Here is a 14,740-nt window from a genome sequence, read left to right on the forward strand (position 1 = left end):
GGTGAAGCAACTACGGCTCGGGGTACTGACCGGCCTCTTCGCCGCGGCCGGGGTGCTCTCCTGGGGTGCGGCCCGCCTCTGGGACTCCCTGGGCAGCCTGCCGAGCGTTCCCCTCGCCGCGCCGATCGTGCTCGCGGTGATCGCCGTCGTCCTGCTCGCGACGGCCCTCTCCATCCGTTCCCGGCTGCGCGCCCAACGCGAGCGCCGGCCGGGGGCCAAGGGCGTCGAGCCCCTGATGGCGGCCCGAGCGGTCGTCTTCGGCCAGGCCAGTGCGCTGGTCGTCGCCCTGATCTCCGGCATGTACGGCGGCATCGGCGTCTTCCTGCTCGGCTCCCTCGACATCCCGGCCCGCCGCGACCAGGCGATCTACGCGGGCTTCGCGGTCCTCGCCGGCATCGCGGTGGTTGCTGCGGCCCTCTGGCTGGAGCGCATCTGCAAGCTCCCGGACGACGAGGACAACAACAAGAGCTCGGCTGCCGCATAGCGGCCGCCGAGCTCTCCTCCCACACGCTCCCGAGCGTCAGCGCGCCATGATCAGGCTCATCGCCTCGGCGCGCGTCGCTGAGGCACGGAGCTGCCCGCGTACCGCTGAGGTCAGCGTCTTCGCACCCGGCTTGCGGATGCCCCGCATCGACATGCACATGTGCTCGCACTCGACGACGACGATGACCCCGCGCGGCTCCAGGATCTCCATGAGGGAATCGGCGATCTGCGTGGTGAGCCGCTCCTGGACCTGCGGGCGCCGGGCGAAGACATCGACGAGCCGGGCCAGCTTCGAAAGACCGGTGATCTTGCCGCTGCTCGCCGGGATGTACCCGACATGCGCGACCCCCCTGAACGGCACCAGGTGGTGTTCACAGGTGCTGAACACCTCGATGTCCTTGACCAGCACCATCTCGTCGTGGCCGAGGTCGAACGTGGTCGTCAGAACGTCCCCGGGCTCCTGGTAGAGGCCCGCGAATATCTCCTTGTACGCCCTTGCCACCCGCCCCGGCGTCTCGCGGAGTCCCTCGCGGTCCGGGTCCTCGCCCACGGCGAAAAGAAGTTCGCGCACGGCGGCCTCGGCCCGCTTCTCGTCGAACTCGCCGATCGAACCCTGGCCGTCCAACGTCACCGGGTCGGTCATCTGTGCCTCGTTCCCTTGAACTGTCACCCGCACGTGATTCCGCACGGGCGTACAAAAGCCGCGCCCCCACAGGCTAGAACCTGCGGAGGCGCGGCATCCATTCCAGATCCGGTACGACCCCCGTGACAGCGGCCACACCGGGCACGGGATCTCAGCTCTCGGGACGGTCCTCCGGCAGCGCCTCGGTGGCCGGGACGGTGTCCGTGGGGACGACCGAGCCGTTCGCCGTGGTGGCGCCGTTGGTGAGGGCCAGCTCCTTCGGCGAGAGCACCGGCGGCCGCGTCGACGGGGTGCGTCGGGCGGAGCCGGTCCAGGCCGGACGGGACGGGCGCTTCACGATCGGGGCGAAGATCTCGGCGATCTCCTCCTTGCCGAGCGTCTCCTTCTCCAGGAGCTGGAGAACGAGGGCGTCCAGCACGTCGCGGTTCTCGACGAGGATCTCCCACGCGTCGTTGTGCGCGGTCTCGATGAGCTTCTTGACCTCTTCGTCGACGAGGGCCGCGACCTCTTCCGAGTAGTCGCGCTGGTGCCCCATCTCACGGCCCACGAACGGCTCGGTGTTGTCGCCGCCGAACTTGATCGCGCCGAGCCGCTCCGTCATGCCGTACTGCGTGACCATCGCGCGGGCCGTTGCGGTGGCCTTCTCGATGTCGTTCGCCGCGCCGGTGGTCGGGTCGTGGAAGACCAGCTCCTCGGCCGCGCGCCCGCCCAGCATGTAGGCCAGCTGGTCGAGCATCTCGTTGCGCGTCGTGGAGTACTTGTCCTCCTCCGGGAGCACCATCGTGTAACCGAGGGCGCGGCCGCGGGAGAGGATCGTGATCTTGTGGACCGGGTCCGACTGGGGGGAAGCCGCCGCGACCAGGGCGTGTCCGCCCTCGTGGTACGCGGTGATCTTCTTCTCCTTCTCGGACATGATCCGGGTCCGCTTCTGCGGGCCCGCCACGACGCGGTCGATGGCCTCGTCGAGCATCTTGTTGTCGATCAGCTTCTGGTTGCCGCGCGCCGTGAGGAGCGCCGCTTCGTTCAGCACGTTCGACAGGTCGGCACCGGTGAAGCCGGGCGTACGACGGGCGACGGCGCCGAGGTCGACGTCCTTCGCAACCGGCTTGCCCTTCTGGTGCACCTTGAGGATTTCGAGACGGCCCTGCATGTCCGGCCGGTCGACCGCGATCTGCCGGTCGAAACGGCCCGGGCGCAGCAGCGCCGGGTCGAGGATGTCCGGCCGGTTCGTGGCGGCGATCAGGATGACGCCGCCCTTCACGTCGAAGCCGTCCATCTCGACGAGCAGCTGGTTCAGCGTCTGCTCGCGCTCGTCGTGGCCGCCGCCCATGCCGGCACCGCGGTGCCGGCCGACGGCGTCGATCTCGTCGACGAAGACGATCGCCGGGGCGTTCGCCTTGGCCTGTTCGAAGAGGTCACGGACACGGCTGGCACCGACACCGACGAACATCTCGACGAAGTCGGAACCGGAGATCGAGTAGAACGGGACGCCCGCCTCGCCCGCGACGGCGCGCGCGAGGAGCGTCTTGCCCGTACCGGGAGGCCCGTACAGCAGGACACCCTTGGGGATCTTGGCACCGACGGCCTGGAACTTCGCCGGCTCCTGGAGGAACTCCTTGATCTCCTGGAGCTCCTCGACGGCCTCGTCCGACCCCGCCACATCGGCGAACGTCGTCTTCGGGGTGTCCTTGGTGATCAGCTTGGCCTTGGACTTCCCGAACTGCATGACCCGGGAGCCGCCGCCCTGCATCTGATTCATCAGGAACAGGAAGACGACCACGATCAGGACGAAGGGCAGCAGCGAGAGGAGGATCGAGATGAACGGGGACTGCTTCGACGGCGAGACGGTGTAGCCCTTGTCGATCTTGCCGCTCTCGAACTTCTTCTGCAGCGTGTCGGCCAGCTGGACACCCTGGTCACCGATGTAGCTCGCCTGGAACTTGCTGCCGGACTCGCCCGAGAGGTTCTGGCCCTTCTTCAACTCGATCTTGATGATCTGTTCGTCACCGGTGGTCAGCTTGGCCTGCGCCACCTGGTCCTTGCTGATCGCCTGGACCACCTTGCCGGTGTCCACCGATTCGTAGCCGCCCGACGAGCCGACGACCTGCATCAACACGACCACGGCGAGGACGGCCAGCACGATCCACATGACCGGCCCACGGAAGTATCGCTTCACGTCCATCCATACGGGGCGATGACGCCCCGTCCCTCCTGCCCGTAGGTAAATGCTGCTGTGAGAAAAGACTGTTCTTCGGACGGTACCCCAGCATTGTCACCCGCGACTGCCGGGGACGTCTGTCAAAACCTGCCTTCGATGGCTCAACGGCGGGAAGCCGGTGAAAGGTTCCCCGACGCCCGTCCGCCCGGGCCGTCCGCCCGGGTCCCGGAGGCGGTCAGCCGCCGTAGACGTGCGGGGCGAGCGTGCCGACGAAGGGGAGGTTGCGGTACTTCTCCGCGTAGTCCAGCCCGTATCCGACGACGAACTCGTTGGGGATGTCGAAACCGACCCACTTGCAGTCGAGCGCGACCTTCGCCGCGTCCGGCTTGCGCAGCAGGGTACAGATCTCCAGGGACGCGGGCTCGCGCGAGCCGAGGTTCGACATCAGCCAGGACAGGGTCAGGCCCGAGTCGATGATGTCCTCGACGATCAGGACGTGCTTGCCCTTGATGTCGGTGTCCAGGTCCTTGAGGATCCGGACGACTCCGGAGGACTGGGTGCCCGCGCCGTACGACGAGACGGCCATCCAGTCCATGGTGACGGGGGTGGACAGCGCGCGCGCCAGGTCCGCCATCACCATCACTGCGCCCTTGAGGACGCCGACGATGAGCAGGTCCTTGCCCGCGTACTCCGCGTCGATCTTCGCGGCCAGCTCGACGAGCTTCGCGTCGATCTCTTCCTTGGTGAGGAGCACCGACTGAAGGTCGGTGCCCATGTCCTTCTCGTTCACCCGCGTCTCTTTCTCTGCCTGCCCGGTCCGGGGTGGTGTCCCCGTACCTGCGCGGCCGCTCGCCTGCGTTGTCAGCCGCTCGTGGTTCAGCTCTGCCGAATCACCAGTCTGCCACCCTGACGGCTGGCTTCGACCCGGCCGGGCAGGTTGATGGCCCGCTGGCCGCGCCAGCCGGTGATCAGACGGTCGACTTCCTCGATGTGCCGGGCGAAGAGGGAGCCGGCCGGGGAGCCCGCCTCCATGGCGGCCCGGCGCAGTACCCGGCGGCGTACGGCGGGCGGCAGCGCGTACAGCTTGGCGCACTCCAGCCGGCCCGCGTCGTCCCGCACGGCTCGGTCGGCCTCGGCGGCCCAGGTGTCCAGGGCGTCGGCATCGTCGCGGGAGAGCTGCGCCGTACGCGCCAGGGCCTCGACGACTCCCTTGCCCAGCGCCTTCTCCAGGGCGGGCAGGCCCTCGTGGCGCAGTCGGGAGCGGGTGTAGGCGGGGTCGATGTTGTGCGGGTCGTCCCAGACGGGCAGCGACTGGACGAGGCAGGCCTTGCGGGCGGTCTGCCGGTCGAGCTGGAGGAAGGGGCGGCGGTAGCGGCCGGCCGGCCCCGACGCGGCGGCCATGCCGGAGAGCGAGCGGATGCCGGAGCCGCGGGCCAGGCCCAGCAGCACCGTTTCCGCCTGGTCGTCACGGGTGTGCCCGAGCAGCACGGCGGCGGCGCCGTGCCGCTCGACGGCCGCGTCGAGGGCCGCGTAGCGGGCGTCGCGGGCCGCGGCCTCGGGTCCGCCTTCCTGGCCGACCTGCACGGCGACGGACTCGACCGGGTCGAGGTGCATGTCGGTGAGGCGGTCGACGACCTCGGCGGCCCGGGTGTCGGAGCCGTCCTGGAGGCCGTGGTCGACGGTGATGCCGCCGGCCCGGACATCGAGCTTGCGGGCCTCGAAGGCGAGGGCGGAGGCGAGTGCCATGGAATCGGCGCCGCCGGAGCATGCCACCAGCACCAGGGGGATATCGGGGCGTTCGGGGAGTGCGGCGCGCTGCCTGCCCGCACCGGCTTCGGCGAGCTGGGGGTGCGGGGTGCGCCGGGCCGGCCCGGCGCTCCGGGTGTGTTCGGTGAGTACGTCGTGGAGAACGCGGCGGACCGCCAGGCGTATCGCCGCGACCGCAGGATGGGGACCCATGTCCGGTGCCCTTCGTGAAGTTTTCGGGAGGTGCCTCGGAGTGCCGGGACGGGAAGGCGCCGTCACTCAGAGTGCGTCGATGGTGACAGAGGCAAGTCGTCCATCGAGCATTGCACGCCATCCCGTGCCCCTACGGTCCCTCGGATGGGTGATTACCGGCGCGTTCTTGTCCTGTCGCACGCCGTCCGGCCCGCCGCGATCATGACTCTGCCTTACGGTGCACCCTCGCGATCCAGTCCGCCGGCTTCGCGATCTCCGCCTTGGTGGGGAGGGTGTTCGGCGAGGTCCAGACCCGGTTGAAGCCGTCCATACCGACCTCGTCGACCACGGCGCGGACGAACTTCTCGCCGTCACGGTACTGGCGCAGTTTGGCGTCGAGCCCGAGGAGCTTGCGCAACGCCTGGTCGAGGCGGCTCGCACCGCGCGCCCTGCGCTGCTGGAACTTCTCCCGGATCTCGCCGACGGAGGAGACGACCTCCGGGCCGACACCGTCCATCACGTAGTCGGCATGCCCTTCGAGCAGGGACATCACGGCGGTGAGCCGGCCGAGGATCTCGCGCTGGGCGGGGGTCTGGACGAGTTCGACGAGGCTGCGGCCGCCGTCCTCGCCGTCCTCGCCCTCGGGGCGGCCGCCGGCCAGCGACTGCGCTGCCTCGCGGAGCCGCTCCAGCACGGTCACCGGGTCGACATCGGTCTCCTCCAGGAATGACTGGATCTCGCCCTGAAGATGGTCCCGGAGCCAGGGCACTCCGGTGAACTGGGTGCGGTGGGTCTCTTCGTGGAGGGCAACCCAGAGCCGGAAGTCGTGCGGGTCGACCTCCAGTTCGCGCTCGACGTGGACGATGTTCGGCGCCACGAGCAGCAGCCTGCCGCCGCCGTCGGCCGAGGCCGGGAGTTCACGGGTGGCCGGGGCGAACGTCTCGTACTGGCCGAGGACCCGGGAGGCGAGGAAGGACAGCAGCATCCCCACCTCGACCCCGGTCACCTTGCCGCCGACCGCGCCGAGCACGGCGCCACCGGGCCCGTTGCCGCGCCGGTCCTGCATCTTTCCCAGCAGGGGGCGGAGCAGCTCGCGGAAGCCCGCGACGTTGGCCTTGATCCAGCCGGCCCGGTCCACGATCAGGACCGGGGTGTCCTCCGGATCGGCCCCCTCGGGGATCATCCGGGTGAAGGAACGGACGTGCTCCTCCGAGGCCTTGGCATGCCGGCGCAGTTCCGCGACGACTTCGCGGGCTTCCTCCCGGCTGATCTCGGGCCCCGGCCGCACGAGTCGGGTCGCGGTCGCCACCGCGAGATTCCAGTCGACCATCTCGGCACCACCGATGCTCGTCATGCGTCAACCGTACGTGCTCGGGTCCGTCCGCGGTGAGGTGTCGACGGGCTCATCGTGGACCGGCGGCGAGGGCGGTGGCGAGGGCGTCGAGGGAGGACTGGGCCTCGGACGGGGATGTCGTACCGGATGCCAGGAAGGCGAAGGCGAGCAGCCGGCCCTGCCGGTCGACGACCGTACCGGCGAGGGAGTTCACTCCGGTGAGGGTGCCGGTCTTGGCGCGGATCAGGCCGGTGCCCGCGGACTTCTCGGTGTAGCGGTCGCTGAGGGTGCCGCTGAATCCGGCCACGGGAAGGCCGGTGAGGACGGGGCGCAGTTCGGGATGGTCCGGGTCGGCGGCCCGGGCGAGGAGGCCGGCCAGCAGTCCGGCGGTGACCTTGTCCTTGCGGTTCAGCCCGCTGCCGTCGGCGAAGTCCGCGTCCTTCAGCGGCAGGCGGAGCTTCTTGAGCTGTGCGGTGACGGCCCGCCGGCCGCCCGCGAAGTCGGCCGGTTCGCCCGCGGCCAGGGCGGTCTGGCGGGCGAGTGCCTCGGCGATGTCGTTGTCGCTGTTGGTCAGGGCCCGTTCGACCAGGGCGGAGAGCGGGGCGGACAGGTGCCCGGCGACCTGCCGGGACCCGTCGGCCGGCCTGCCGCGCACCGGGTCCGGCCCGGTGTCGATCCCGGCGGCGTCGAGCAGTCCGGCGAAGGTCCGGGCGGTGTCACCGGCCGGATCGTCGCTGCGCGGGGCGGGTCCGCTGTCGGTGTGGTCGAGCCTGCCCTCGTCGGTCATCAGGGCGCTGACGGGCGCGATGTTCTCGTTGGGGCCGATCGGGTGCCGTGCGGGGCCGGAGTAGCGGGAGGTGTCGTACGAGAGACGGACCTTCTTCACTCCCCGGTTCTTCAGGGCGCGGGCGGTGTCGGCGGCCAGCGCACGCAGGGCGGCCTTGTCGAGGGTGGGGTCACCGCCGCCGACCAGGGTGACGGCGCGGGAGTCGGGGGACGCCCGGACCGTCGTGGCGATGCGGTGGCCGGGGCCGAGTGCGCTCAGGGCGGCGACCGAGGTGGCGATCTTGACGGTGGAGGCGGGCGTCATGGGCGTGTCGGCGCCCTGGCCGTACAGCCGCTCACCGGTGGCGGTGTCGATGACGACGGCGGCCCGCACGGTGCCCAGGGCGGGGACCTTCAGCAGCGGCCCGAGAGTGGTGCGGAGGGCTGCCGCCGCGCCGTCCGGCTCGTCGCGGGCGTCCGGGGCGGCGTTGTCGACCGCGGCGGAGAGGGGGGCGAGGACGGCCGGGGCGCTGGGCGCGGGTTCCGGTCCGGCCGGCGTGCCGGATCCGTGATCTGCGCCACCTGTACGGATGCGGGCGGCGGCCCAGTCCTGCTCGGCCTTACGCTGACCCGAGTCCCAGGGGCCGGCGGCAAGGACGACGCCGGCCGCGAGCACCAGACCCAGGCCTGCGGAGACAGCCGCGAACTGCCGGTCGCTCAGCCCCCTCGACCTGATCACGCCACCCGGCCGGGTGAGCCTGCTCAGCTTGTCCAGCGGGTTGACCGACGGTCTCTTCACCGGCTCGTCCACCGTTGACCAGCCCCTTTCGCGAGCACACATCTGCGTGGGGGACACTTAATCACCAGTCGTATGTGTTGATCATGGAGGAGCCACCCGTGGAGTTCGACGTCACCATCGAGATCCCGAAGGGTTCGCGGAACAAGTACGAGGTGGACCACGAGACCGGTCGGATCCGCCTGGACCGTCGACTCTTCACCTCGACCAGCTACCCGGCGGACTACGGCTTCGTCGAGAACACCCTCGGCGAGGACGGCGACCCGCTGGACGCGCTGGTCATTCTGGACGAGCCGACCTTCCCCGGCTGCCTCATCAAGTGCCGCGCCATCGGCATGTTCCGGATGACGGACGAGGCCGGCGGCGACGACAAGCTGCTGTGCGTCCCGGCCTCCGACCCCCGGGTGGAGCACCTGCGCGACATCCACCACGTGTCGGAGTTCGACCGCCTGGAGATCCAGCACTTCTTCGAGGTCTACAAGGACCTGGAGCCCGGCAAGTCCGTCGAGGGCGCCGACTGGGTCGGCCGCGCCGAGGCCGAGGCCGAGATCGAGGCCTCCTACAAGCGCCTTGCGGCGCAGGGCGGCGGGCACTGACGACCCGCGGGTCGCGGCCGGATTCCGGCCGAGGTACATCGCACGGTTCCGTTTACGGTTCCGTGCCGGAGCCGGGCGGCACTCCCACGACGGGTGCCGCCCGTTTCGCGTGTCCGCCCGTTCCGTGTGTCCGCCCGTTCCGTGGTTCCGCCCGCTTCGCCTCCGCACCCTTGTCCGTGTCCATACTGGGCAGAAGCGCAACCGAAGACGCGCAGCCGACAAGGAGCGAGGTCGAGTGGTGGCGGAACAGGGCGGTCCGGAGGACCAGAAGCCCCAGTCCGACGAGGCGCGCAGCGCCTTCGTCCCGCCGGCCGGGGTGGAGCGGCGGACGACTGCGTCCGAGGACGACCATCCGACCTCGGAATTCGCGATCCCACCCGGTCTGACGACCGAGCCCCAGGGGTCGGGCCCGGCTTCCGCTTCGGGGTCCATATCCGGTTCCGGTACGGCCTCCGGCGCGGATACGGCCGGCTCCGCCTTCGCCCTGCCGAGCACCTACAGCGCCCAGCATCCGCCGCCCGCCTTCACCCCCGCGCACGGCAGCCCGATGATCCGGCTGACCAAGGAGGCCCCCTGGCAGGACCGGATGCGCACGATGCTGCGGATGCCGGTCGCCGAACGCCCCGCGCCCGAACCGGTGCAGAAGCCCGGCGAGGCGGGGCCCGCGGTGCCACGCGTGCTCGACCTGACCCTGCGCATCGGGGAGCTGCTGCTCGCCGGCGGTGAGGGCGCCGAGGACGTCGAGGCGGCGATGTTCGCGGTCACCCGCAGCTACGGCCTGGACCGCTGCGAGCCCACGGTCACCTTCACCCTGCTGTCGATCTCGCACCAGCCCTCGCTGGTCGACGACCCGGTGACGGCGAGCCGTACCGTCCGCCGTCGTGGCACCGACTACACCCGGCTGGCCGCCGTCTTCCGGCTCATCGACGACATCACCACCGAGGATGTCGAGGTCTCGCTGGAGGAGGCCTACCGTCGCCTGGCGGAGATCCGGCGCAACCGGCATCCGTACTCCGGCTGGGTGCTGACGCTGGCCGGCGGTGGTCTCGCGGGGGCGGCATCGGTGCTGGTCGGCGGTGGCACGCTGGTCTTCGTGGTGGCCGCGATCGGCGCGATGCTCGGCGACCGGCTCGCCTGGCTCTGTGCCGGACGAGGGCTGCCGGAGTTCTACCAGTTCGTGGTGGCGGCGATGCCGCCCGCCGCGCTGGGTGTGGCACTGACCCTCACCCACTGGTCGGACCTGCAGCCGTCCGCGGTGATCACCGGTGGGCTGTTCGCGCTGCTGCCGGGGCGGGCCCTGGTGGCGGGCGTGCAGGACGGGCTGACCGGCTACTACATCACCGCCGCGGCGCGCCTGCTCGAAGTCATGTACCTCTTCATCGGCATCGTCGTCGGTGTGCTGCTCGTGCTGTACATGGGGGTTCAGCTGGGCGCCCAGCTGAACCCCGAGACCAGGTTCGTCGCCCACGACCGGCCGGTGGTGCAGATCCTGGCTTCGATGGCGCTCTGTCTCGCCTTCGCGATCCTGCTCCAGCAGGACCGGTCCACGGTGCTCGCGGTGACCCTCAACGGCGGAGTCGCCTGGGTGATCTACGGGGCGATGGCCAGGACCGGCAACATCTCGCCGGTGCTCGCGACAGCGACAGCGGCCGGGCTGGTGGGCCTGTTCGGGCAGCTGTTCTCGCGCTACCGGTACACCTCGTCGCTGCCGTTCATCACGGCGGCGATCGGTCCGCTGCTGCCCGGTTCTGCCACGTACTTCGGTCTGCTGGGCGTGGCACAGGGCAATGTGAACGCCGGGCTCGCCTCGCTGTCGACCGCGGTGGCGACGGCGCTGGCCATCGCGATCGGGGTGAACCTGGGAAGCGAGATCTCCCGGCTGTTCATGCGGGTGCCGGGGGCGGTCGGCGGGGCGAACCGCCGCGCGGCCAAGCGGACGCGCGGCTTCTGACGGCCTCGCCCACGGTACGGCTCCGGGGCCGGCACCCGGCGTGACCGGCGCCCGGTGGGCGGCGCGCGATAACCGGCGCCCCGGTCGTCAGCGCTTGGCGTGGCGGCCGCGCTGCACCGGGGCCGGGCCGCCGTCGGCGGACGGGCCGCCGCCCGCCGCCGCTTCCTTCTTCGCCTTGGAGCGGGCCCGCAGGAACTCGATCGCGATCGGCACCACCGAGATGAGCACGATCAGGATGAGGATCGCCTCGATGTTCTGGTGGACGAAGTCGATCTTGCCGAGGGCCGAGCCGAGCAGCGTGACACCGACGCCCCAGAGCACCCCGCCGATGACGTTGAACACGATGAACGAGCGGTAGTTCATCCGGCTCACACCGGCGATGATCGGGGTGAACGTACGCACCACGGGCACAAAGCGGGCCAGGATCAGCGACTTCGGTCCGTACTTCTCGAAGAACTCGTGGGCCTTCGCGACGTTCTCCTGCTTGAAGAGGCGGGAGTCCGGGCGCTTGAAGAGCGAGGGGCCGACCTTGCGGCCGAAGAGATAGCCCACCTGGTCGCCGACGATCGCCGCCAGCGCCACCAGGAGGCAGACCAGCCAGAGCGGGGTCTTCAGCTGGTTCGTGGTCACCAGCAGACCCGTGGTGAACAGGAGCGAGTCGCCGGGAAGGAAGAAGCCGATCAGCAGTCCGGACTCGGCGAAGACGATGAGGAGGACGCCGGGAAGTCCGAACGTGTTGATCAGATAGTCCGGGTCCAGCCAGCTCGGTCCGAGCGCAAGCGTATTCAAGGGTCCGGGCTCCTGGATCGTTCGATGGCGGCTGCGTGGCCGCCCAAAGCTATCAACGCAGGATGACGCCCCCGGGTTCCAGTCGCCCCCACGGGAATGCACACCGGGCGAACCGGGGCAAAACCGCCCCAGGAGGTGCCACACGAGGGGCATCGAGGATTTCGGCGGCGGGCAGACGGACGGATCCGACGTCCTGGTCGCCACCACGAACGACGCTGAAGTCCGTGGTCGGCAGTGAGCCTATAGGGACTGAACGACGGCGGTACGGGGGCGGGAGTACCCCCGCCCCCGTACCCGGTCATGCCTGGCGCTCGGCGTTGGCGTCGATCGCCTCCCGCAGGTGTTCCGCCAGTCCGGGCCGCATCGACTCGTAGTACGCACGGAACCGCGGGTCGGACACGTACATCTCGCCGAGGTTCCGGTGGAACTCGGGGGTGCATTCGTAGAACCAACTCGCGATGTGGAGGCGGTGGGCCTCGGCCAGGTCCATGGCCCGCTCGCCGGTGGCGGGTTCACCGGCCTCCATCAGCGCGTCGTAGGCGGCGCTCCATTCGGCGACCTCCGCCTGCATCCGCTTCCAGTCGTCCTTGGTGTACCGGGCGGCCCGGCGCTGCGACTCCGCATAGGCGGCGGTGCCGCCCCAGCGGTGTTCGGCCTCCTCGGCGTGCTCCTCGGGGTCCTTGCCCCCGAACACCTCGAACTTCTCCTCGGGCGTGAGGTTGATGCCCATCTTCCGCGCCTCCATGGCTGTCTCGACGGCTGCTGCCATCCTTCGGAGCTCGGCGATCCGGCCGGTCAGCAGCCGGTGCTGGCGGCGCAGATGTTCCTGCGGGTCCGCGGCCGGGTCGTCGAGCAGTACCGCGATCTCGTCGAGCGGGAAGCCGAGCTCCCGGTAGAACAGGATCTGCTGCAACCGGTCGAGGTCGGCCTCGTCGTAGCGACGGTGACCCGCGTGGCTGCGTCCGCCGGGCGACAGCAGTCCGATGCCGTCGTAGTGATGCAGGGTGCGCACCGTGACCCCGGCGAATCCCGCGACCTGTCCCACGGAGTAGTCCACGACTCCCCGCTCCCTTCTCCATTCGGGTACGTACTGAGCCTGAGTCCTGACGCGACGTGAGGTGCAAGCCCGAAACGCCACCGCCCCGGCACCATTCGGGGGGTTATGCGGCTTTTACGCCTATAGGGTGAGCCGATGGCCACCGATTCCCCCGCCCCGGCCGGATCCGCCCCCGCGCCCGCCCCCGCGCGCCGGCTGCTGCCCGTCATCGTGCCCGCACTGACCGTCGGGGTCGCCTCGGCCCTCGTCCTGCTGGGTGTCAGCCTTCTCGCGGAGAAATTGCAGGACGTGCTCTGGGGCACACTTCCCGACGCGCTCTCCGTCGGCCGCTACTCCACGCTCTGGATGATCGTGATGCTCACCGCGAGCGGGCTGGTGGCCGGGCTGCTCATCCGGGCGGTGCCCGGTCACGCCGGTCCCGATCCGGCGACCACCGGGCTGGTCGATCCACCGCTCGCGCCCGGTGTCGTTCCCGGGCTGCTGCTCGTCACGGTGTTCACCCTGGCGGGCGGGATCAGTCTCGGCCCGGAGAACCCGATCACGGCCGCCAACGTCGCACTGGCCTTCTGGCTCGGCCGCCGATTCGCGCCGGGCACGACGGCGGAGCTGTGGATCCCGCTGGCCGCGGCCGGTACCGTCGGCGCGCTCTTCGGCACCCCCGTCGCCGCCGCGCTGATCCTCTCCGAGTCCCTCGCCTCCCGCGCCGGACCGGGCGCGCTGTGGGACCGGCTCTTCGGTCCGCTCGCGGCGGGCACCGCCGGGGCGCTCACCATGACGCTGCTGGCCCATCCCAGCTTCGACCTGTCGCTGCCCGCCTACACCAGCCCCCGCTGGGGCGACGTGTTCTCCTCGGTCGTCATCGCCGCGGCGGGTGCGGCGCTGGGTCTGCTCGCGGTGTACGCCTTCCCGTACGCGCACCGGTTCTTCCGGGCCCTGGGACACCCGGTCCTGGCACTGACCCTCGGCGGGCTACTGCTGGGCCTGCTGGGCGCGCTGGGCGGCCACCTCACCCTGTTCAAGGGACTCGACGAGGTGAAGGAGCTCGCCGGTGACCCGAGCGGCTGGTCGGCCGGGCAGTTCGCGGTCATGGCCGTGGTGAAGACGGCCGCGCTGCTGACCGCGGCGACCTGCGGCTTCCGGGGCGGGCGGATCTTCCCCGCCGTCTTCGCGGGGGTCGCGCTCGGGTTGTGCGCCCACGCCCTGGTCACATCGGTTCCGGTGACGCTCGCGGTGACCTGTGCGGTGCTGGGGATGCTGCTGGCCGTCACCCGGCAGGGCTGGCTGAGCCTGTTCACCGCCGCGGTACTGGTGGGCGACGCGGCCGTGCTCCCGATCCTGTGCATCGCCTCGCTGCCGGCCTGGCTGCTGGTGACCGGGCGACCACAGATGCAACTGCGCGAGGACGGTACGCCGCTGAGGTGAGTCCGGTCCGGTCCCGTTGCCCGGCGCCGCCGCTCGACGCGCCGGACGCCCCGGATCTCCGTAAGGTCGCATCCATATGGATATCTCCGTGAACATCCGCAGACGTCCATATTTTTCAGACCCTGCCGGAGGTTGCCGTCATGCCCACGCCCGTCAACGTCGCCGTCATCTACTACTCGTCCACCGGCACCGTCGCCGCGATGGCCAGGGCCATGGCGGCGGACGCCGAGAAGGCCGGTGCGGAGGTACGGCTGCGCAAGGCCCGTGAGCTCGCCCCGCGGAAGGCCATCGACTCCAACCCGGCCTGGGCCGCCAACGCGGAGGAGACCGCCGGCATCGCCGAGGCGTCGCACGACGACATTCTCTGGGCGGACGCCGTGATCTTCGGTACACCGACCCGGTTCGGCAATGTCACCTCCCAGCTCAAGCAGTTCATCGACACTCTCGGCGGCCTCTGGCAGGCGGGCCGTCTCGCCGACAAGGTCTACAGCGGCTTCACCTCCACCAGCACCGCGCACGGCGGCCAGGAATCCACCCTGCTCGCGCTCTACCACACGATCCATCACTTCGGCGGCATCCTCGTCGCCCCCGGCTACACGGACCCCTCGAAGTTCGTCGACGGCAATCCGTACGGCACTTCGCACGTGGCGGGGCAGGGCGACATTCCGGTCGGTGTGCAGACCCTGACCGCCGCCCGGGTCCAGGCCGAACGGGTCGTCAGGTTCACCCGGGCCATCAAGGACGGCCTCGCCGCCGAGAACCGCTCCACGCCCGGGCCGGACCGGCCCGGGAGCTGACCGCAGCACCGC

General features: G+C 70.4%; 13 protein-coding genes. 5 read left to right on the plus strand and 8 right to left on the minus strand.

The genetic code is table 11. The features are described from left to right. The first annotated feature begins 1 nt into the window (after nucleotide 1). The gene (locus tag ACF08M_RS16795) at nucleotides 2–484 is read left to right on the plus strand and encodes a DUF3180 domain-containing protein (RefSeq protein ID WP_392186007.1); all 483 of its coding nucleotides are present in this window, start codon (nucleotides 2–4) and stop codon (nucleotides 482–484) included. Between the two features lie 36 nt (nucleotides 485–520). Here the strand turns inward: ACF08M_RS16795 and folE are convergent, their stop codons facing one another. The 6 genes from folE to dacB form a co-directional block, all read right to left on the minus strand. Then, nucleotides 521–1,126 (minus strand): GTP cyclohydrolase I FolE, encoded by a 606-nt coding sequence (gene folE / locus ACF08M_RS16800; RefSeq protein WP_392186008.1) that lies wholly within the window; start codon nucleotides 1,124–1,126, stop codon nucleotides 521–523. A gap of 151 nt (nucleotides 1,127–1,277) precedes the next feature. After that, complete coding sequence (gene ftsH / locus ACF08M_RS16805; RefSeq protein ID WP_392186009.1) at nucleotides 1,278–3,308, minus strand: ATP-dependent zinc metalloprotease FtsH; 2,031 nt, start codon at nucleotides 3,306–3,308, stop codon at nucleotides 1,278–1,280. Between the two features lie 211 nt (nucleotides 3,309–3,519). Next, nucleotides 3,520–4,059 (minus strand): hypoxanthine phosphoribosyltransferase, encoded by a 540-nt coding sequence (gene hpt, locus ACF08M_RS16810; protein ID WP_072487175.1) that lies wholly within the window; start codon nucleotides 4,057–4,059, stop codon nucleotides 3,520–3,522. 101 nt (nucleotides 4,060–4,160) lie between these two features. Further along, nucleotides 4,161–5,243: a tRNA lysidine(34) synthetase TilS gene (tilS, locus tag ACF08M_RS16815; RefSeq protein WP_392186010.1), complete on the minus strand. Its 1,083-nt coding sequence runs from the start codon at nucleotides 5,241–5,243 to the stop codon at nucleotides 4,161–4,163. A 199-nt stretch (nucleotides 5,244–5,442) separates the two neighbouring features. Then, nucleotides 5,443–6,576 carry a zinc-dependent metalloprotease gene (locus ACF08M_RS16820; RefSeq protein WP_392186011.1) on the minus strand — a complete coding sequence of 378 codons (1,134 nt, stop codon included), beginning with the start codon at nucleotides 6,574–6,576 and terminating at the stop codon, nucleotides 5,443–5,445. A 49-nt stretch (nucleotides 6,577–6,625) separates the two neighbouring features. Continuing rightward, nucleotides 6,626–8,131 carry a D-alanyl-D-alanine carboxypeptidase/D-alanyl-D-alanine-endopeptidase gene (dacB, locus tag ACF08M_RS16825; protein WP_392186012.1) on the minus strand — a complete coding sequence of 502 codons (1,506 nt, stop codon included), beginning with the start codon at nucleotides 8,129–8,131 and terminating at the stop codon, nucleotides 6,626–6,628. Between the two features lie 86 nt (nucleotides 8,132–8,217). Here dacB and ACF08M_RS16830 point away from each other — a divergent pair, with 86 nt between their 5' ends. Together ACF08M_RS16830 and ACF08M_RS16835 are read left to right on the plus strand one after the other, a co-directional pair. Beyond that, nucleotides 8,218–8,712: an inorganic diphosphatase gene (locus tag ACF08M_RS16830; RefSeq protein WP_392186013.1), complete on the plus strand. Its 495-nt coding sequence runs from the start codon at nucleotides 8,218–8,220 to the stop codon at nucleotides 8,710–8,712. A 235-nt stretch (nucleotides 8,713–8,947) separates the two neighbouring features. Continuing rightward, on the plus strand, nucleotides 8,948–10,663 hold the full coding sequence (locus tag ACF08M_RS16835) for a threonine/serine exporter ThrE family protein (RefSeq protein WP_392186014.1): 1,716 nt from the start codon (nucleotides 8,948–8,950) through the stop codon (nucleotides 10,661–10,663). Between the two features lie 87 nt (nucleotides 10,664–10,750). On the opposite strand, the gene ACF08M_RS16840 is transcribed toward ACF08M_RS16835, so the two are convergent. Together ACF08M_RS16840 and ACF08M_RS16845 are read right to left on the minus strand one after the other, a co-directional pair. Then, nucleotides 10,751–11,452: a DedA family protein gene (locus tag ACF08M_RS16840; protein WP_392186015.1), complete on the minus strand. Its 702-nt coding sequence runs from the start codon at nucleotides 11,450–11,452 to the stop codon at nucleotides 10,751–10,753. A gap of 298 nt (nucleotides 11,453–11,750) precedes the next feature. Further along, on the minus strand, nucleotides 11,751–12,509 hold the full coding sequence (locus ACF08M_RS16845; protein ID WP_392186016.1) for a MerR family transcriptional regulator: 759 nt from the start codon (nucleotides 12,507–12,509) through the stop codon (nucleotides 11,751–11,753). A gap of 135 nt (nucleotides 12,510–12,644) precedes the next feature. Between ACF08M_RS16845 and ACF08M_RS16850 the strand changes: the two genes are divergently transcribed. Further along, nucleotides 12,645–13,931 (plus strand): ion channel protein, encoded by a 1,287-nt coding sequence (locus ACF08M_RS16850; RefSeq protein WP_392186017.1) that lies wholly within the window; start codon nucleotides 12,645–12,647, stop codon nucleotides 13,929–13,931. A 140-nt stretch (nucleotides 13,932–14,071) separates the two neighbouring features. Further along, nucleotides 14,072–14,728 (plus strand): NAD(P)H:quinone oxidoreductase, encoded by a 657-nt coding sequence (gene wrbA, locus ACF08M_RS16855; protein ID WP_392186018.1) that lies wholly within the window; start codon nucleotides 14,072–14,074, stop codon nucleotides 14,726–14,728. The last annotated feature ends 12 nt before the right edge of the window (nucleotides 14,729–14,740 follow it).

The organism is Streptomyces sp. NPDC015032 (genome assembly GCF_043080425.1).
Lineage (GTDB): Bacteria > Actinomycetota > Actinomycetes > Streptomycetales > Streptomycetaceae > Streptomyces.